15 protein-coding genes are annotated in these 19603 nt (G+C 63.8%); 5 read left to right on the top strand and 10 right to left on the bottom strand.

The genetic code is table 11. The features are described 5' to 3' along the window. Nucleotides 1–6: 6 nt before the first annotated feature. From BV95_RS05945 to BV95_RS05935, 3 genes are read right to left on the bottom strand one after another with little or no spacing between them, the layout of a single operon-like run. A complete protein-coding gene (locus BV95_RS05945; RefSeq protein WP_037448710.1) occupies nt 7–2328 on the bottom strand; it encodes a TonB-dependent receptor in 2322 nt (773 codons plus the stop codon). 46 nt (nt 2329–2374) lie between these two features. Further along, nucleotides 2375–2806: a carboxymuconolactone decarboxylase family protein gene (locus BV95_RS05940; protein WP_037448708.1), complete on the bottom strand. Its 432-nt coding sequence runs from the start codon at nt 2804–2806 to the stop codon at nt 2375–2377. Next, nucleotides 2806–3660 carry an SDR family NAD(P)-dependent oxidoreductase gene (locus tag BV95_RS05935; protein WP_037448706.1) on the bottom strand — a complete coding sequence of 285 codons (855 nt, stop codon included), beginning with the start codon at nt 3658–3660 and terminating at the stop codon, nt 2806–2808. Before BV95_RS05935 ends, BV95_RS05940 begins: the two co-directional genes overlap by 1 nt. 221 nt (nt 3661–3881) lie before the next feature. Here BV95_RS05935 and BV95_RS05930 point away from each other — a divergent pair, with 221 nt between their 5' ends. Then, complete coding sequence (locus BV95_RS05930; RefSeq protein ID WP_051749632.1) at nt 3882–4910, top strand: GlxA family transcriptional regulator; 1029 nt, start codon at nt 3882–3884, stop codon at nt 4908–4910. Between the two features lie 53 nt (nt 4911–4963). On the opposite strand, the gene BV95_RS05925 is transcribed toward BV95_RS05930, so the two are convergent. The 3 genes from BV95_RS05925 to BV95_RS05915 all read right to left on the bottom strand — a co-directional run bounded on the left by BV95_RS05925 (nt 4964) and on the right by BV95_RS05915 (nt 10190). Beyond that, nucleotides 4964–7537, bottom strand: coding sequence for a TonB-dependent receptor (locus tag BV95_RS05925; RefSeq protein ID WP_037448703.1), 2574 nt, complete (start codon nt 7535–7537; stop codon nt 4964–4966). A 418-nt stretch (nt 7538–7955) separates the two neighbouring features. After that, nucleotides 7956–9230, bottom strand: coding sequence for a hypothetical protein (locus BV95_RS05920; RefSeq protein ID WP_156028579.1), 1275 nt, complete (start codon nt 9228–9230; stop codon nt 7956–7958). Nucleotides 9231–9356: 126 nt separating this feature from the next. After that, nucleotides 9357–10190 carry a sterol desaturase family protein gene (locus BV95_RS05915; protein WP_037448701.1) on the bottom strand — a complete coding sequence of 278 codons (834 nt, stop codon included), beginning with the start codon at nt 10188–10190 and terminating at the stop codon, nt 9357–9359. A gap of 88 nt (nt 10191–10278) precedes the next feature. Between BV95_RS05915 and BV95_RS22645 the strand changes: the two genes are divergently transcribed. Beyond that, complete coding sequence (locus BV95_RS22645) at nt 10279–11121, top strand: LysR family transcriptional regulator (RefSeq protein ID WP_051749630.1); 843 nt, start codon at nt 10279–10281, stop codon at nt 11119–11121. Here the strand turns inward: BV95_RS22645 and BV95_RS05905 are convergent. Next, a complete protein-coding gene (locus BV95_RS05905; protein ID WP_037448699.1) occupies nt 11118–12017 on the bottom strand; it encodes a LysR family transcriptional regulator in 900 nt (299 codons plus the stop codon). The genes BV95_RS22645 and BV95_RS05905 overlap by 4 nt on opposite strands. Nucleotides 12018–12122: 105 nt before the next feature. Here BV95_RS05905 and BV95_RS05900 point away from each other — a divergent pair, with 105 nt between their 5' ends. The 3 genes from BV95_RS05900 to BV95_RS05890 are packed head-to-tail and all read left to right on the top strand — an operon-like array spanning nt 12123 to nt 17268. Further along, entirely contained in the window at nt 12123–14111 is a 1989-nt protein-coding gene (locus BV95_RS05900) for an oxidoreductase (protein WP_037448697.1), read from the top strand. Next, entirely contained in the window at nt 14105–15076 is a 972-nt protein-coding gene (locus tag BV95_RS05895; protein ID WP_037448695.1) for a TauD/TfdA dioxygenase family protein, read from the top strand. The genes BV95_RS05900 and BV95_RS05895 overlap by 7 nt, the downstream gene beginning before the upstream one ends. A gap of 8 nt (nt 15077–15084) precedes the next feature. Further along, nucleotides 15085–17268, top strand: a complete 2184-nt coding sequence (locus BV95_RS05890; protein ID WP_037448692.1) for a molybdopterin-containing oxidoreductase family protein — start codon at nt 15085–15087, stop codon at nt 17266–17268. Here BV95_RS05890 and BV95_RS22640 read toward each other — a convergent pair. From BV95_RS22640 to BV95_RS05875, 3 genes are read right to left on the bottom strand one after another with little or no spacing between them, the layout of a single operon-like run. Next, the gene (locus BV95_RS22640) at nt 17246–17635 is read right to left on the bottom strand and encodes a nuclear transport factor 2 family protein (protein WP_051749629.1); all 390 of its coding nucleotides are present in this window, start codon (nt 17633–17635) and stop codon (nt 17246–17248) included. The genes BV95_RS05890 and BV95_RS22640 overlap by 23 nt on opposite strands. A 26-nt stretch (nt 17636–17661) precedes the next feature. Continuing rightward, the gene (locus tag BV95_RS05880) at nt 17662–18144 is read right to left on the bottom strand and encodes a VOC family protein (RefSeq protein ID WP_234703102.1); all 483 of its coding nucleotides are present in this window, start codon (nt 18142–18144) and stop codon (nt 17662–17664) included. Nucleotides 18145–18152: 8 nt separating this feature from the next. Next, a complete protein-coding gene (locus BV95_RS05875; RefSeq protein ID WP_051749628.1) occupies nt 18153–19418 on the bottom strand; it encodes a metal-dependent hydrolase family protein in 1266 nt (421 codons plus the stop codon). Nucleotides 19419–19603: the final 185 nt, after the last annotated feature.

The raw sequence follows: 19603 nt of genomic DNA, 5'->3' as shown, positions 1-19603 counted from the left end.
TCCCTGTCAGAAGTTGTAACGCAGGGTCACGCCATAGGTGCGCGGCATGCCCGGCGTGTGGCTGGTGTAGCCCAGGCTGTCCAGGTTGATCAGCAGGAAGTCATATTTCTTCTTGGTGAGATTGTTGACATAGAGCGACAGATCGAAGCCCGATCCCATGACCCTGTTCCAGCTTGCGTCCAGATTCACCAGATTATAGCCCTGCGCATCCGTATAGCCGGGCACGACCGTATCGTTACCGACATAGTCGTCGGTATGATAATAGCTGATGCCGACCGACGCATCGCCCTCGGAACTATCCAACGGAGCAATGAAGCGCGCGCCGAGCGTGTAGACATTGCGCGGGGCGCGAGCGAACGGATCGTTGCTGTGATCGGTGCCGTCGGGATAGATGAATTTGGTGAACTGCGCGTTGGTGTAGGCATAGTTGGCGGTGAATTCCAGCATCGGGACAGGACGGAACAATATGTCCGCCTCTATGCCCCAGATGCGCGCCTTGCCCGCATTGGTCGTGACCGTGGTCGGCGGCACGGCCAGCGGATCGGTCAACAGCCGCTGGATGTCGTTATATTTGGCGTAATAGGCGGCCAGATTGGTGCGCAGGAACATGTTGCCCATGCGCCAGTCGGCCTTCGCGCCCAGTTCGATATCGTCCACGGTTTCCGGCTTGAAAGTCCGGCGCAGACCGGCCTCGGTTCCGGCGCGGGCGCCGAACCCGCCGGTGCGATAGCCATGCCGGTGAGCCAGGTAGATCAGCTTGTCCTGCGCGATCTTATATTCCAGGCTAAGGTTGTAGGTGACTTCGGAAAAGCTGTCGCCCACGTTCAATTCGCACTGCGACAGTGGCACCGCAGTCTCCGGCGTGGCTGGATTATTGTCGAGGTCGCGGGTGAAGCGGCACGATGTGGCCGTGCGGTTGCGGATCGTCGCTTCGCGCTTGTCATAATTGTAACGGACGCCCGCCGTCAGGCTGATGCTGTCGCTGAAACGATAGCTGCCCTGCGCGAACACCGCGAAGCTGCGGTTGCGCCCGGCGACATCAGTATTGCTGAAGGCGGCGGTGGGATAGCCGAAAATATCCTCAGGCTCGATGAGTCCCGGATCGACGGCGCCAACGGTCGAAAGACCCTGGTTGCGGCCCTTTTCCCAGAAATAATAAAGGCCAGTAATCCAGTTGAAATTGCCGGTTTCGCCCAGCAGTTGCAATTCTTCGGAAAATTGCGCGGTCCGGTCTATCCGCTGCTGCGGATGCTGGGAATTCATGCTTCCGTCCATATCGTCGAAGATATTGTCCTTGATGTGACGATATCCGACAATATTCTTGATGGTCAGCGCATCGTTGAGCGGAATTGTCGTGGTATTGGCGATGTCGTGCGTCTCAACCTTGGTGAAGATATTCGACCCGTTGGCGATGCGATACGGTCCCCGTGCCTGCTGTTCGGTCAGCAATTCCTCCAGCGGACGATAGCCACGCGCAGCGCGCACCGACGCACCGTTCAGCGACCCGGTGGAGCGCACCTTGTAGAGGAAGCTCGCCGTGCCGCCGTCATCTTCATGGAAATAATTATAGACGGTCAGCGATTCCACGCCGCTGTCATTCTTCATCAGCACGGATGCGCGCACGCCCTCCTGCGCGGTGTCGTTGACATTGCGGCCCAATATCTCGTCATAGACGAAACCGTCGTCCCGCTGGCGCTGCCCGGCGACGCGCACCAGGATGTTGGGCGACAGCGGCACGTTCAGCATGCCTTCCACGATGAACGTGTCCAGATTGCCGTAGGTGACGCCCACGCGCCCTTCGAAATTGTCGGTCGGCCGGTTGGGGCGGATGATGATCGCGCCGCCAGTCGTGTTGCGGCCGAACAGCGTCCCCTGCGGCCCGCGCAGCACTTCCACCGATCCGATGTCGAACAGCGCGCCGTTGACGCCCTGCGTGCGCGCCAGCACGATATCGCCCATATAGGTGGAGACAGACTGGTCCGCCAGCAGCGTCAGTTCCTGCTGGCTCAGGCCGCGGATCGCAAAATTGGGCAGCGAACGGCTGCCGCCCTGACCGGGGACGGACACCAGGCTGGGAACGACGCGGCTCAGGCCCGCGACGTTGGAGATATTGGCGCGCTCCAGCACGGCGCCCGACACGGCGCTGACGGACAGCGGTACATCCTGCAACCGCTCTTCGCGGCGGCGGGCGGTGACGACGATATCGTCGCCAAGCCCGCTCTGCGCGCGCTGCGGTTCCTGTTCGGGCGCGCCCTGCGCCGACGCCATCGTCGGCGCCGCCCAAAGCAGGCATGCGCAGGACGACATCCAGAAACTTGAAATCTTCATGAAAACCTCCCCTGAAACATTGATGTTCGCTATTATTGCCAAGTCGTCACAACAGGCCGCGCTCTTCCGAAGTCGGCAGACCTTCGGGCGACACCCCGGCCTCGCGCATCGCGGTGATCACCGCCGTCTGCGCGGACGCAATGCAGGGAAACCCCACATAGGGCGTCAGTTGCACCAGCAACCCTTCCAGCTCCGCCACCGTCAGGCCGTTGGCCAGGCCGATCTTCACATGGTTCTTCAGTTCCAGCGACTGACGCGACGCGATCAGGGCCGAAATGACGGCGATGCTCTTTTCCTTGCGGCTGATGCCTTCATGCCGCCAGGCATCGTGAAACGCCCATCCCGCCGCCATGCGGGTAATGTCCGACCCGAAACGGTTCGATGTCGCGGCTTCGTTGAACGCGCCGCCGAAATGTTCGCCCATCACGCCAGTGATGAAGGCGACACCCGACTTCTGCTTTTCATCCAGTTCGCTCATCACATCTTTCCTTCCATTGCCTGGTCAGTCGCCGCGATTTCCGCTTCGGCCAGGAAGTGCGCGGGAATAGGACCGATCTGGGTCACGCCGCCGTCCACCGGCAACAGGACGCCGGTGATGAAGCGCGCATCGTCGCTGGCCAGAAAGGCGACGGCGCGGGCGATGTCCCAGGCGTCGCCCTCCACGCCCAGCGGCCCGATGGCCCGGCGCAGCGTGCGCAGCCCCTGCGGCAGCACATGCATGGCGTGCGGCGTCATGATATGGCCCGGCGCGACCGTATTGGCGCGAATGCCGTCGCGGCCATGCATGACCGCGATTTCGGCGGCAAGCTGCGCCATCGCCGCCTTGGACGGGCCATAGGCGATGGAACCATGCGCGCGCATCCCGGCGATGGAGGAGATGTTGACGATCGAACCCCCGCCCGCCGCCTTCATCGCGGGCACGGCATGGCGGATCATCAGCATCGCGCTTTTCAGGTTCACGTCGATGACCTGCGTCCAGCCGCTCTCGTCCGCCGCGTCCAGCGCCACCGGATCGGATATGCCGACATTATTGACCAATATGTCCAGCCGCCCGGTGGTCGCGACCGTCTGCTCGACGAAATGGCGGCAATCCGCATTGTCGGTGACGTCGCCCACCAGAGAGAAGGCCTTGCCCCCCGCCGCCTCGATCCGGCGGCGCGTTTCCTCGACGCAGTCCCCGTCCCGGTCTACCAGCGCGACATGAGCGCCCTCGGCCGCCAACAGCATCGCGATGGCGCGGCCGGTGCCGACACCGTCGCCATGCGTCCCCGCGCCCGTGACGATGGCCGAACGTCCTTTGAGGCGCGAATAATATTCGGTGGGTTGCGGCATGGATCAGTTCCAGCCCCGGCCGGACATGCCGCCCGCCAAAAGACGTGAAAATGCCGCCCCGGACGCGCCTGTCGCGCACCCGGCCATTTGCCCGATCATGGTTCAAACTCTCCCAACGGCCGACTGTTCGGCCTCTTTTCTATGCATGTATCATGCGATTCTCCTCGCCTTGCCGTCAGGTGTGATTTTGACATCATGAGGGGGTTGAATTACCATCCCTCATGGCCCGCGATGTTGCAGTGATCGGATTTGACGGCGCATGCCTTGCCAGCATCGGCCTGTTCCTGGACCTGTTCGGCCAGATGCGCCTGCGCGTGGCCAGCCAGTTCCGGTCAAGGGACGATATCGGCATGCACACCCGCGCCAAATTGCTGGGGCCGACCCCCCGGCCCATCCAGGTTCTGGGCGGGTGGAAATTGCAGGTGGAAGACGGGCTGGACGCAACGCCCCATCTCTACATCCACGTCCCCGACTTCTATTGCGCGGAGGAAGCGACGCCTGAATATCTCGCCAGGCTTCAGCCCGTGATCGACTGGCTGCGCGCCCAGCATGCGGGGGGCGCGCAGCTATCCGCGACCGGCCGGGGCATGGAATTGCTGGCGGAGGCCGGGCTGATCGGCAACGGCCCCGTCCCGGTGGCGCGCGGCGCGGCGGCCGACTTTCGCGGGCGCTATCCCCATATCCGGGTCAACACGACGGAACCGATCACGGAAGTCGGCCGCATAATGATGGCGCGGGGCATGACGCAAGAAATGAGCCTGCTCACCCGCCTGATCGGCAGGATGCTGTCGCCCACCATGGCGGGCACGCTCGCGGACGCGATGGGCATGGAAACGGACCGGCCCGGACTGTCGGACGATCCACTGGTCGCCGCCGCGCAGATGTGGCTTTCCGAACGGGCGTCGCGGGGGCTGCACATCGGCGCCCTGGCGGCGCATCTGGCGGTCAGCCCGCAAACCCTTATCCGGCGGTTCCGCGCAAAGCTCGACATGACGCCGCGCGACTATCTGCGGCTGGTGCGCATGCGCAGCGCGCAATCGCAACTACGCGACACCAGCCGCCCCATTTCGCAGATCGCGACCCTGATCGGCTATAATGATCTCAAATCCTTCCAACAGGCTTTCCGCCAGCATGCGGGCATGAGCGCCAGCCGCTATCGCGCCTTCATCCAGCAGGAAGGCGGCGATGCATCGTCCCCTACGTCCGGCCCGGCCGGGTCGGATTTCGGCATGCCGCTGATATTATGCTGACGGTCCGCCCATGAAAAAGGGGAATGGCGCTGGCCGCCATTCCCCCTGCCGGATCAGAACTGGACCCGGAATTCGCCGCCCATCGTCCTGGGCGGTTGCAGATAGGTGGCCGCCTGCGGATAGGGCTGCGCGGCGCTCAGCCCATTGCCCGCCGGGAATAGCTGGCCCAGATCGACATGGTTGAGCAGGTTCTTGACCCAGAAGGCCAGCTCCCCCTTCACCCCGTTGCCCAGCGGAATTTCGGAAATGCCCGTGCGCATGTTGATGCGGTTGGTGAACACCCCCGGATTGTAGCGCGGCGATGGCGAAGCGGCGGTCCCGGTCGCATTGACCACCGTCAGCAGTTTGTAGGGCGCGCAACAGGTCATTTTCGAACTGCGCGTCCAGTCGAAATGAATGTTGAAGACGCCCGGATCGATCGGCTGGCTGAAGTCCACCGAAACGGAACCGGCATGTTTGGCCGCGCCCACCCCCAGCAGTTGGAGGAAGGACGCGCCCGGATGCGCGGCGATATCCGCCGGCGATACCAGCAGGGCGCCCGCGCAATTGCCCGCTGGGGCCGCCGCGCACGGACCGGACGGCAGGATGCTGGTGCCGTTCGGCTTGAACGTGGTCAGCGTCACCGGATCGATGCCGATCAGCCGCTTGTTGCTGTCGACATAGGTGTAGTTGCCCGCGATGGTCAGTCCCGGCACGATCCGGGCGCTCAATTCCACTTCCAGACCTTTCGCCTTGTAGGGAACGCTGACGTTGAACGTATCCGAAATGCTGGGGTTGGTCGCGGGGCTGGTCTGGATCGACTGTTGCTGGTCGTCGACCTTATATTTGAACGCCGCGATATTGAAGGTGACGCGCCGGTCGAACCACTGCGATTTCAAGCCGATTTCCCAGGACTTCAGCACTTCGGTATCATAAGCGGTGAAAACCTGCGACCGGACGTTGGCACCCCCATCGCGGAAGCCGGATGCGTAGCGGACATAGGTGTTGATGTCCTCCGTCAACTTGACCTTCGCCGTGAAGGCGGGATCGACGCGCTTTTCCTTGGCCTCGTTGCGCAATTGGGCAGGCAGTACCACCCCGTTGAAGATGTCGCGCCGGGCGGCTTTGGTGTCGTCGCTGTAGCGAAGGCCCGCCGTCAGTTCCAGCCGTTCATCCAGCACGGGCGGCGTCCAGCTTGCCTGACCATAGGCGGCATAGGCGTTGGTCTTCGAAAATTGCCGGATGAAGCCGCCATTGGGCGCGAACGGGCTGTAATAGGGGGCGCGGCTGGGGCCGCCGCCCGGCGTGCAGGGCGCACCGGCTATGCCCGCCGGGCAGTTGGTGGAAAAGCCGGAGTCCCGTTCGTCGCGCACATCTTCGTAGAAATAGATGCCGCCGACCGTGATGTTGAAATTGGTCGTGGTGTAGATCGCCTGCAATTCCTGGCTGAAGACTTTGGAATCCAGATAATTGCTGGCCCATGCCTGGACGGGCGACGTCCCCAGCGACGTGACCGCACCGCCATAATTGATGGACCGGCGCAATCCGGTGATGGACTTCAGCGTCAGACTGTCGCTGGCGCCATAGGTCAGGTTCAATACATGCCCGCGATTCTTGGTGATGAAATAGAGCGACGGAATCGCAAAGGGAGCGCGGTCGGGATATTTGTTCAGATCCAGCGGGAATTGCTGATATCGGCCGCCATCGGTCGTGAATATCGTGGCGGGACCGGTGGGCGGCACGGTGATGCCCCCATTGGGATTCTCGATCGTCCCGACATTGGGCGACACCAGGATTTGCGGAAACGCCTGGTCGTCCTTTGCCCAGACATTGTCATAGGCATAGAAGATATTGAGATCGCCGAAATCCCGCTCGACCGCCACGCGGCCGCCATAGGTCTTCAACTGTCGGAAATCCTTGTCATAATCCCCGGTCTTCCAATGGAAGGATGAATAGGGACTGGATACGGGCGTGATATTTTGCAGGAGTGCGCTCTTGACGTTCCGGAAATATCCACCCCTCTTGCGATACATGCCCGACAACTGGATGCGGAATCCCGCCAGTTCGGGCAGGTCCAGGCGGCCCTTGACTTCATAGGCGTCGAAATTGCCGATCCCGGCGCGGAAATCTCCGCCCAACACGCCGCTCGGACGGCGGGCGATGACCTGCACCACGCCCGCTTCCGCATTGCGGCCGAACAACTGCCCCTGCGGCCCGCGCAGCACTTCGATGCGTTCGGGCGTGATCAGGTCCAGCGCCCCGCCCTGGGCGCGCGGAATGTTGATGCCGTCGATATAGAAGGCGACCGCATTATCCTGCGTGCCCTGCGATGCGTCCGACGTGCCATAGCCGCGCATTTGCAGCGCAACCCCGGTTTCCGTACCGTTCAGCGGATAGGAGGTCAGGCCCGCAATCTTGCCGGGCCCCAGATCGTTGAGATTTTCGATACCCCGGCTGCGCAGCGTTTCGCCGCTCAACGCCGTGACGGCCAGCGGCACTTCCTGCAGCCGCTGCTCGCGCCGCGTGGCGGTCACGACGATATCGGCATTCCCCGCATTCGGCCGCGCCGCGTCGTCCTGCGCCTGCGCAAGAGAGGGCGTGGACAATGCGGACAGGGCCGCGCTGGCGAATAAAAGCTGCTTTTTCATACCCATCTCTCCCTTTATTTTATTCTATGATCGCGTGTCGCGGACGCCGCTCCCCCATGGGCGGAGACCACGCCAAGAAAGGGCGGGCGATCTCAGGCGATGGTCGCCATGCGGGGCGATAAGGGCCTTCCCGCATCGCGGGCGGCGATGCAGGCGGATTAAATCCGTAAAAATGGCCAATCGTCGCGCAGATCGCATCGTTGTCCTCCCCTTCGGACAGCATATCCGCCGGTTCTGACCGGTTTGGATATCGGCGCTTCCTGCCGTCTGTCCTTGTTCCGGCGATATTTCACCGGATGAATGAGAGGCTAATCTTCGCGCATATTGCATGCAAGTGCGCGGACATAGATCGTATCCGTGATGTTTCCGCCGACATGTCGCGACATATTAGATGGGGCCGACCAATATGGCGATCCGTTCAGTCGACCGCGAAGCGGCGATCGTAGCTCGCCTGCCGCCGTGCGATCTGGGCGCGGCGTTGCTCAGGCGTCACCCGCACCACGCCGGGCGGCAAGGCATCGTCCAGCGCCGCCAGCGCCACCTTGCGGCTTTCGATCGCCGGTTGCCCTGCCTCCGGATCGGGAAACCCCTGCCAGCGGTGCAGGATCAGCACGTCATGCAGGCCGCATGGGTCCAGCCAGTTATACACGCCCGGATCGGCGATGGACAGAATATAGGTAAAGCGCCCATCCGCATCCGGCACCATCTGCGCATTGGTCAGGCTGATCTGCCTGTCGCGATTGGGCAGGCTGCGCAACCACAGGTCATGCAGCACGATATCGCGATATGTCGCGCCCGCCGAATTGGCGGTGATGATCACCGCCTCATCCTCGCGCAGCGTGAAATGGCCCAGGCTGCCCTGCTGCGTCACCAGTCCGCCGACCGACCCCGCTCCCTCCGGCGGCGTCATCATTTGCGGCCCGTTGAAGAAGAGGCGCTGCGCATAATAGGCGTAGAAGACATCGGAAAGAATGTTGCTTATGGCCGTCGCGGCCAGTTCATCGTCCGTCAGCGGTCCCCGCGTCGGCGCATCGATCCGGCGGACCCGCACCGCATCGGGATACTGCCTTTCCCAATCGCCCATGGAATCGCGTATGAAGAGATAAAGCGTGCCCGGCGGTATCTGGAGGTGGTTCGGCCGTCCCCCGGCAGGCATATCGTCCAGCGTCAGCGTATAGCGGCCATCCTCGCCCACATCCATATCAAGTTGTTCCAGCGAGGCCAAAGTCGCCGACGTAGTGCTGTTGCCGACCAACTGAAAGGTGACATAAGTCGACGGCTCGACCTGTCGTTGCCCCGTCACTTCATAACGGCCGCCCGCCGCGACCGGAACGATGCGATAGGCGTTGTTGGGATTGTCTCCGCCCCATTTCGCGCCCGGCACCTTATGGCCGAACCATTCGGTCCCTTCGCTATACACGCGCAGCACGCGGGGAAAATTGGCATCCGTATTGGCCGCGACCAGCGTGCATTTGAAACAATAATCGGACACATGATCATCGAACAGCGCCATCTGGTCGGCGGGCATCAGCCTGTCCGCGACCCGCCGCCACATAATCTCCGCGCGGGCGCGAGCGGCCTTCACGTCGGGCCGCTCGAACAGCCGCATCGCCAGCTTTTCCAGGTCGCGCTGATCGACATTCGCAACCGGATTGGTGGCGGACAGGAAATAGTCGCCAGGTTCGAGGGGCATCATCATCTCCCATGCAGGCCGAACATCGCCGGTTTCAGATCGACCGTGAAATAGAACGATCGTTCTTCATAATGGCGATATTCGGCAATTTATGCTGGATATGATGCACTCGGTAAATTAGTTTCGTCAAGCGCGGGGATTTTGCGGCTCCAGATCCGCACGCGGGGCGGGCATGCGCACCAGCGGGTAGAAGATTTCCTCTGCCCAATGCGGCTGCGCGCCCGGCACGCCGTAACGCCAGGGGCGCCCCTCCGGAATGTGCAGCGTGCCGAACATCCAGTCTATGAAGGCGAACGTGACGGCATAATTTCGGTAAGACGCGCCATCCTTCCCATATCCATGATGGCTGTGGTGCATGCCGGGACTGATCAACAGATGTTCGACGGCCCGGAATGCGCGGCCGAAACGCGGATGGCGGCGGATGGCGTCGTCCCAGCGGAAATGACTGTGGGTGATGAGGTTCCAGCAGAAGATGGTGAGCACCACCAGCCCCGCGGCCGCGCCCTGCCCCAGATAGACCGCGAACCCCGTCAGCCAGGCGGTCGGCACGACGAACGACCAGAACAGATTGACGCGCTGCGTCACCAGCACGTTCATATACCGGCCCGCATGATGGGTTCTGTGGATCTTCCAAAGCCAGCGAAGCGCGGGCCTCCGCTGCCCCTCATGCGCCCAACGATGCCCCCAGTAAAAGGCGAACTCCACCAGCAGGAACAGGCCGATATAGGAAGGCAGCAACGGAAGATGCGCCAGCGCGCCCTTCCCCTGCGGCAGCAACAGCGCCGCCGCGCCCGCGATCAGCAGCCCCGCCAATGTCCGCGTGACCAGCGGATTGAGCAGCGCGCACAGCCCGATCACCCATATATCCTCGCGGCGGTAAATGCCGCGATGACGACCCATGACAATTTCCGTCAGCAGGATGATCGCCGTGACGGCAAGCACCGGACCATAATAGGACATCGTTCCTCTCCCTCTTCGAACGATTTTTTAAGCTGGCGTCGGTCAGGCTTCCAGTTCATTGATAGTGCGATTTTAATGAGTTTCATGCATGGACCTTCGCAAGCTTCGTCACATCGCGACACTTGGCCGGGAACGCCATTACGGCCTCGCCGCCGATCGCCTGGGCCTGACCCAATCAGCCCTGACGCGCAGCATTCAGTCGGCCGAGGCGGAATTGGGCTTGCGCCTGTTCGATCGCGGGCGCGACGGCGTGCATCCCACCCGCGCTGGCGAAGCCCTGTTGGCCGATGCGATGCCGCTGCTCCGGCAGATGGAGACGCTGGAACGCAACATGGCCCTGCTTTCCGATCGCGGATCGGGGGAAGTGCGCTGCGGCTTCGGCCCCCTTGCCGCCGCGCTGGTGCTTGAGGACATGCTGTCCCACGCGGCGCGCGATCATGGCGCGCTGCGGGTGCGGACGAAGCTGGGCGACGTGGCCGAACTCCAGGCCCTGCTGCGGGAGGGCGAACTGGACTTCGCGGTGCTGGCCCATATCCTTGTCGAAGACCGCCCCGACCTCAGCTTCCGGCGCATCGGCCAGACCCGGCTGGGCGCATTGGTGCGCCGCCATCATCCCCTTGCGGACCGCACGGTGGATGAAGGGGCGATCGCCGCCTTTCCCATCATCGGCGGGACAGGGGGCAGCCCCATCTACGCCCCCACGATCAGTTGCGACAATTTCGAAATCGCAGGATCGGTCACGCTCGCCAGCGACGCCATCTGGATAACGGCAGAGGCCCTGGCGGACGATCGTTATGCGCTGGTCCACGGCCTGCCCATCGCGCAGCCGCTGGACCTGGTGGTCGCATCCCTCGCCCGGCGCACATTATCGGCCCAGGCCCTGCTGCTCATCGACCTGATCATCGCAGCGTTGCGCCCGCGACGCGCCTAGCAGGGGGTTGCCCAGTCCACCCCGTTGCGCAGGAAATCCGCCACGGCGCGCACGGCCTGACGCTTCATCCGGTCCTGCGGAATGAAAAGCTGGATATCCACGCTTTCCCGGTTCCACTCCGTCAGCACCGGCTTCAACCGGCCCGACGCCAGCTCCGGCGCGACCAGCATTTCCAGCGTCTGCGCCACGCCCACCCCGGCGACGGCCGCCGCCGCGATGGCATCGCCGTGGTTGAATGTCGCCACGCTGGCCGGACGCAGCGACCGCCGCTCCTTCCCCCGCACGAAGCGCCATTGGCCGACCGGCCGGTCCACCGTCGCATAAAGCACGCAGTCATGATCGTGCAGATCGTCGGGCGTCCCCGGCTCACCCCGCCGCGCCAGATAATCGGGCGACGCCACCTGCACGAAACGGGTGCGGCCCAGATTGATGACCTCCCCCCTCCCCTCCGCCGGAACGCCCACGCGGATCAGCATATCGAACCCCTCCGGCCGAAACATCATGCTGCGGTCCCCGACGCTCAGCTCCAGCATGATGCGCGGATGCAGCGCGCGCAGTTGCGGCAGCGCGGGCACCACGAAACGCAGCCCGATCGCCCCCGGCGCATCCAGCGCGACCCTGCCGCTCGGCCCCATGTCGCTCATCCGCATCCGGCTTTCGGCCTGATCCACCGCCTCCAATATGGCCCGCGCCTCCTCCAGAAACACATGCCCCTGCGGCGTCAGCGCAAAACGGCGGGTCGTCCGGTGGATCAACCGCGTCCCCAGCCGATCCTCCAGCCTGGCCAGATGGGTGGAAACCATGGTGGGCGACATCGCCAGCCGCTCGGCGGCGCGGCTGAAGCTCCCCGAATCCACGATCGCCACGAACACTTCGAAACCCGTCAGCCGATCCATGACTATCTCATATTAGCGTATAATGCCTATCCAACTGTGATGATTATCCGGCCAAAGAGCAATGCTAGAAAGGATCGACCAGAAAAACGAAATTTGAGAGGGTGCATGGCCTATCCCCGCCTGTTCGAACCGTTCCGGATCGGCAATCTGACGCTGAAGAACCGTATCGCCATGGCCCCGATGGAAACCCATCTGGGCGAACCCGACGGCGGCGTGAACGAAGCGATCATCGCCTATTATCGCGAACGCGCGCGCGGCGGCGCGGGCCTTGTCATCACCGAATTCACCTGCGTCGATGGGGAAACCGGCTTCAGTTCCAACGTCCCGCAACTGCGGCTGGACAATGACCGGTTCAAGGCCGGACATGCCCGGCTGGTCGCCGCCATCCACGCCGCCGGGGCGAAGGCCGTCATCCAGATTTCCCATGCCGGGCGCCAGACCAAGGAAAGCGTGATCGGCCGCCAGCCGGTCTCATCCAGCCCGATCCCGCTGAACAGCATCTACATGAACGCCGTGCCCCGCCCGCTGGAGGATGCGGAGATCCGCCACATCATCGCCCGCTACGCCAACACGGCGCGGCTCGCCATGCTGGCGGGCTATGACGGGGTGATGCTGCACGGCGCGCACGGCTATCTGATCCAGCAATTTCTGTCTCCGCTGATGAACCATCGCGACGATGAATGGGGCGGCGATTTCGAACGGCGGCTGCGCTTCCCCACCGAGGTCATCAAGGCCGTCAAAGCCCAGATCGGGGACAAGCCGCTAATGTACCGCATGTCCGTGGTCGACGGCGTCGACGGCGGCATCACCATAGAGGATAGCGAGACGATCGCGCCCCGCCTGTGCGAGGCGGGGGTGGACGCCATCGACATCAGTTGGGGCTTTCTGGAAAGCGCCCACCTCATCCTGGAACCGATGTCCGTGGAGGAGGGGGATCGCCTGCCCTATGCCCGCCGCATCCGCCAGGCGACCGGCAGGCCGGTGATCACCGCCGGCGTGATGCGCTGGCCCGACAAATGCGAACAGGCGGTGATCGACGGCGACACCGACATCGTGTCGCTGGGCCGGGCGCTGCTGGCCGACCCGATGTGGCCGATCAAGGCGCAGCGCGGCATGGCCGACGACATCCGCCCCTGCACCTCCTGCAACTGGTGCATCCGCGAACTGGCGCAAAGCCGGTCTGTGGCCTGCGCGGAAAATCCACGCTGCGGCAAGGAGACGGAAGCGGAACTGGACCGTTTCGCCGATGGCCGCCGGGCGGTGGTCGTCGGCGCGGGACCGGGCGGCATGGCCGCCGCGCTGCTGCTCCATCAGGTCGGCTTCGCCGTCATCCTCTACGAAAAGCGCGAACGCCTCGGCGGCAATCTCATCACATCGGCGGTGCCGCCGGGGAAAGACAAGCTGTTCTGGTATCATAAATTCCTGCTGGGACGGATCGACCGCAGCGGTGTGGAGGTCCGCACCAGCACGCCTGCGACGCGCCATGCCATCGAAGCGGAGCGGCCCGATGTCGTCATCCTCGCCAACGGCTCCCGCCTCGCGCCGCTGGATCTTGCCGCGTGGGGCAATCTGCCGACCGCGCCCGCCTATGAGGTGCTGATGGGCGAAAGCGATGTCCCGCCCTCCACCCCCGAACGGCCCATCGTCATCTATGGCGGCGGCGAAACCGGGACGGAGACGGCGGAATTTCTCGCCCAAAACGGCCATCACGTCCTTCTCGTCACCCGGTCCGACGCCAAATTCCTCGCCCGCAATGCGGAGCTACTGTATCGCATCGCGCTGTTGCAGCGGCTTCACGCCAATCCCGCCATCCGCATCCTCGATCACACGAAGCTGCATGCCGTCGATGGCGAGCATGTCGCGCTTTCCAGCAAGGGATCACTGACGGAACAGCCAGCCGCCGCCCTGCTATTGGCCCATGGGCTGGTGCCCGACGGCGAACTGCCGGACGCGCTCGCCGGTCTCGACATCCCCATGATCCGCATCGGCGATGCCGCGCAGGTCGCGCGGATCGGCGAAGCGGTGCGCGACGCCTATCGCGCGGTGCAGGACCTGCGCCGCCTCATCCTGCAACCGGAGCCTATCGCATGTTGAACCAAGCCCCCGTGATCGAACGCCGCCCGCTCGACGCGCCCTTCGGCGTGGAAATCGCCGGCGCGGACCTGACCCGCGAGTTGGACGACGCCACGCGCAAGGCGATCCATGACGCATGGATCGACGCGGGCATCCTGTTGTTCCGCGATGTCCGCAACGACGACATGGCGCAGATGCGCCTCAGCACCATCTTCGGCGCGATGGAACCGGCCGCCACCGCCGACCTCAACGACCCCGTCAATCAGTTCATGATGACGCTGGCCTATGATCCGCAGGACCCGTCGGGGCGGCCCAACCCCTTTTACCGCGTCGACGGCATCGACCGGGCGGGCTGGCTGGGATGGCATTGGGACCAGAGTTTCATGCCGACCATCGTGCGCGGCGCGGTGCTGCGCATGACCGAACCGGCGCGCACCATGGGCGAGACCGGCTTCATCGACGCGATCCAGGCCTATGACCGACTGTCGCCGGACATGCAGGCGCGGATCGAGGGGCTGGAGGTCGTTTATGAATTCAACCCGGATTTCTGTTCGGGCCAGTTCGGCTTTCCCAAGGATATTGAGCGGCTGAATGTCGGTGCGACGGTGAAGGCGGGATCGCATTACGACTTCCCGCCGGTCGTCCATCCACTGGTGATCACGCAGATGGAAACGGGGCGCAAGGTGCTGAAACTGTCGCCCATGCACGCCCGCTATGTGTTGGGCATGGACAAGGAGGAGAGCGACGCGCTGCTGACCCAACTGGCGGAGCATCTGGGCGATCCGGCCCATGCCTATTTCCATCAATGGCAGGAAAATGACATGGTGGTGTGGGACAATTGGCGGATCGTGCATTCGGCCAATGGCGTGCCGCTGGATTGCAAGCGCACCGCCCGCCGCACGACCATTGCCGGGGATTACAAGGTCGGCCGCTATCTGGACCCGGCGCTGGACCGCGACCGGCAGGTCAAGCGGCTGGTGGATTGACGGCCGCCATGAACGCGCAGGTCCATCCCAGCATCTGTCGCCTCTGCACGGCCTATTGCCCGATACAGGTGACGGTGGAGGACGGTCGCGCCACCAAGGTCACGGGCAATCCGCGCGCGCCCCTCTATGGCGGCTATAGCTGCCCCAAGGGCCGCGCCCTGCCCGACCAGCATTATGGCGAACAGCGGCTGCTCCACAGCCTGAAGCGTGGACCGGACGGGTTTGGCGCGATCCCGTCCGACCGGGCGATGGACGAGATTGCCGAGCGGCTGGCGGCGATCATCGCCGAACATGGGCCCCGCTCCGTCGCCCTATATGTGGGCATGGGGCTGGTTCCCTTCGTCGCGTCCACTTCCATCGCGGCGGGGTGGCTGAACGGCATCGGATCATCGATGTTCTTCACCGCCGGGTCGATCGACAAGCCCGGCATACTGATCGCGCTGGCCCATCATGGCATGTGGCAGGCGGGCCAGCCGCAATTCGACACGGCGGACGCCTGGCTGCTGGTCGGCATCAATCCGGTGATCAGCAAATCGCCCGGCTTTCCGGGGCAGAATCCCGGCCGCGTGCTCAAGGATATGGAAAGGGCGCAGGCGAAGCTGATCGTCATCGATCCCCGCGTCACCGAAACGGCGAAGCGCGCCCATATCCATTTGCAGGCCCGGCCGGGCGAGGATGCCGCCATATTGGCCGGGATGATCCGCATCATCCTGACCGAGGGGCTGGAGGACAAGGATTTCGTGGCCGCCAATACGCAGGGCGTGGCCGGGCTGCGGGACGCGGTGGAACCCTTCACGCCCGCCTGTGTCGCCACGCGGGCCGACATTTCGGAAGACGACCTGCTGGCGGCGGCGCGCATCTTCGCCGCCGCGCGCAATGCCGGGGTAAGCTGCGGCACCGGTCCCAGCTTCGCGACCCATTCGACGCTGACGGAATATCTGGCGCTCTGCCTCGCCAGCCTCTGCGGCCATTGGGCGCGGGAGGGCGAGTTGCTGGCCAAGCCCAATGTGCTGCTGCCCGGCTATCAGGCACGCGCCCAGCCATGGCCGCCCTTCCGGGCATGGGGTTTCGAACCGCGCCTGCGCGTCCGGGGACTGGGCGGCTGCGCCAGCGGCCTGTCGGCGGCCGCGCTGGCGGACGAGATATTGCTGCCCGGCCCCGGTCAGGTGAAGGCGCTGATCGTGGCGGGCGGCAATCCGATGATGGCATGGCCGGACCAGAAGCGCGCCTTTGCCGCGCTGCAGAAGCTCGACCTGCTCGTCACCATGGATACGGAAATGACCGCCACGGCGGAACTTTCCGATTATGTGATCGCGCCCCGGCTGACGCTGGAAACGCCGATGACGACCTATATGCCCGAAAGCGTCAAATATTATGGAACGACGCGGGGCTTCCCCCAGCCCTATGCCGCCTATACGCCGTCGCTGGTGGAACCGCCCGCGGGCAGCGACGTCATGGAGGATTGGGAATTTTTCTGGGGTCTGGCCCAGCGCATGGGCACGCAGATCGACGTCACCATGCGCTATGGCAACGGCCCGCAGGCCGAAGCGCCGCCGATGACCTTCACGCTCGACCCCACCGGTCCCAAACCGACGACGGACGCATTGATCGAACTGTCATGCCAGGGCTCGCGCATATCGCTGGAACGGGTGAAGCAATATCCGGACGGCCAAATCTTCGAAAGCGACCAGCGCGTTCTGCCCCGCGCCTCCGGCAATGACGACCGCCTCGAACTCGCCGCACCGCCAATGCTGGATGAACTGGCGCAATTATTGGCGGAGGATAATCGCGCTATCGAAAGCGACTATCCTTTCCGGCTATTGCCCCGGCGCACCAACACCATCCTCAACAGCTTCGGCCGACGGATCGCCAGACTGGCCGGGGACGGCGTGAACCCTGCCTATATGCACCCGGACGACCTGACGATCCTGAACATCGCGGAGGGCGACTGCGTGACGATCCGCTCTCCGCACGGCGAAATCCAGGGCACCGTCGCGGCGGAAGCGGCGCTGCGGCCGGGCACCATATCCATGGCGCACGGCTTCGGCGCCAATCCCGGATCGGACGACCCCCTCCATCTGGGCGCGAACACGGGACGCCTGATTTCAGTGGAGGACGGTTACGATCCCGTGACCGGCCTGCCCCGCATGGGCGGCATCCCGGTGCGGATCATGCCGGCGGACAGGCCGTAAGCAGCCGGCGCGAAAGAATTTTCCAGCCATCATCCTGCCGAACCAGCAGATCGTCGTAAAAGCCCGAAAAGGCGATGACGGGGGCAGGCCCGGACTGATCCAGCACCAGAATATAGCTTTGCGCCGTCGCATGATCCCCCTCCACGGCGATGACATGGTTGGTGTTGATATGGCGGTAATTCAACACCGCATCGCCCGCGCCCTCATGATAGGCCCGCGCCGCCGCCTTGCCCTCAAACCGGCCGAAAGGGCCGCCGTCCCAGACCACATCCTCCGCGAAACACCCCACCCAACGCGCCGTGACACCGTTGTCAGTGGCAAAGCAATAGTCCGCCAAAAGTTGCCGGATATTCTCCAGATCATTCATGAAATTCCCTCCGCCAGATAGACGCATCAGTAACGCGGAACCGCATCGAAAATCGCCGCCCCCGCCTCCGTCCGCCACATATATTCCAGATAATGGCCGATCTCTTCCCGCCGATCGACATACAGATAATGCATCGACGCCCCGAACGCCCCCCGCACCGGAACCGACGCGCCGGACCGTTCGATCGCCGCCACCATGGCGCACCACTGCGCCTCCTCCGTGACAAGCATCCCGGCATGATGGAAGCTGAGGCTGCCGCCCCTGCCCCGAATACCTTGCCGATAGACGTCATCCGCGCCACCGGCGGGCTGGATGATCTCTATCTGCGTATCGCCCAGAAAGGCGAGCGCGAAATGGGCGGTCGCGATCCCTTGCCCCGTCTCGATCGCCATGTCGCGATTGATCTGAAAGGCGCCGATGCCAAAGCTTCCCATGGCCTTCCGGGCGGCGGCGTCGATATCGTCGGTCACATAGGCCATCTGGAAAAGGGCGAAGGGTGGCATGGTCATGACTTGACTCAGGCCGCGCCGGCAACCGCTGCACGCAAACCGTCGGGCGCCTTGTGCAACCGACCGCCCTTCATGATGACGCGCAGCTTCGCCGCATCCGCCACGATGGCGGCGTCCTGCGTGGGATCGCCGTTGCACAACAGCAGGTCGGCGGGAGCGCCCTCCACCAGAAGGCCCGTCCCCTTCCCCATGGCAAGGCCACCATGCCAGGTCGCGGCACGCAACGCCTCCACCGGCGTCAGTCCGATATAGTCGACGAGGTGCGCGACATCCTGAGCATTCAACCCGTTGGGCATGAAGGGCAGTCCATAGTCGCCGCCGATCAGCATGCGCACGCCGCGTTCGTGCAGCGCCTTGTGCGTGGCGATGTTGGCGTCCATCCCCTCACGCACCTTCATCCCGGCCAGCATTTCGTCCGACATGCCGCTATAATGGATGAGCCCGTGATAATAGCCGATGCTGGGAGTCACGAATATGCGGTCCTTCGCCCCCTCCAGCATGTCCAGCGCTTCCTCATCGCAGAAGTCGGCATGGTGGATGATCGTGACGCCGCAGCGCACCGCCCGCTTCACCGACTCCGCCGACCGGGCGTGGGCAGCGACGAGAAGCCCCAGTTCGCGGGCCATGGCGCACGCCATCGCCACCTCATCCTCCGCCATGGTCGTCACCCGGCCGTCCGGACGCGGAAAGAAATCGTCGCCGGAAATGTTGAGCTTCACTACATCCACGCCTTCGCGATAACAAAGGCGCACCGCCCTGCGGATTTCGTCCGGCCCGTCGCAGACCAATGCGGCGACCAGCCGTTGCTGATGCAATTGTCCGCTATCGTTGAGACCGCCGGTGGCGGTCAAAGTGGGCGTCGACGCCATCAGGCGAGGCCCGGCAATCAGCCCGGCATCGATCTCGTTGCGTATCACGATTTCCGACCGGATCCTGGGCGATCCCGCGCCGATGACGCCGGTAAAACCTGCATCGATCAGCCGCTTCGCATTATGCATGGTGATGAGGACCGTTTCTTCAGGCGGCGTGTCCTCGATATGATAGGCATAGGTGACGACGGGAAAGCTGAGATGCCCATGCGCCTCGATCATGCCGGGGATCATGGTGCCGCCGCTGGCGTCGATTTCCAGCGCCTCCCCGACAGCGCTCAGGCCGCCCCGATCAACCGCGCGGACGACGCCATCCTCCACAAGAAGATCGGCCTCGACGGCGGAATCGGCGCGTCCGTCCCAGACTTTGCCGCCGCGAAACATTATGCGTTCGCCCGTTGCCATATCCTCTGCCCTTCCCGCCTTCGCGCCGTGGCCCCACTGTAGGGCCTGCCTCGCCAAAACCCATGAGACGGTGGGCAATAAGAGTTGTGAAGAAGAGGCGATAATATCCAGCCGTTCGACAATGGCGGAGGCATGAACGCTTCATCGCGGACCTGATGGTGCGGTCCCGCCCCTTGCCCCATCCC

Source organism: Sphingobium chlorophenolicum (genome assembly GCF_000722875.1).
Lineage (GTDB): Bacteria > Pseudomonadota > Alphaproteobacteria > Sphingomonadales > Sphingomonadaceae > Sphingobium > Sphingobium chlorophenolicum.
Note: the sequence above shows the minus strand (reverse complement) of the source record. Positions and strands in the feature narration are given on the sequence as shown.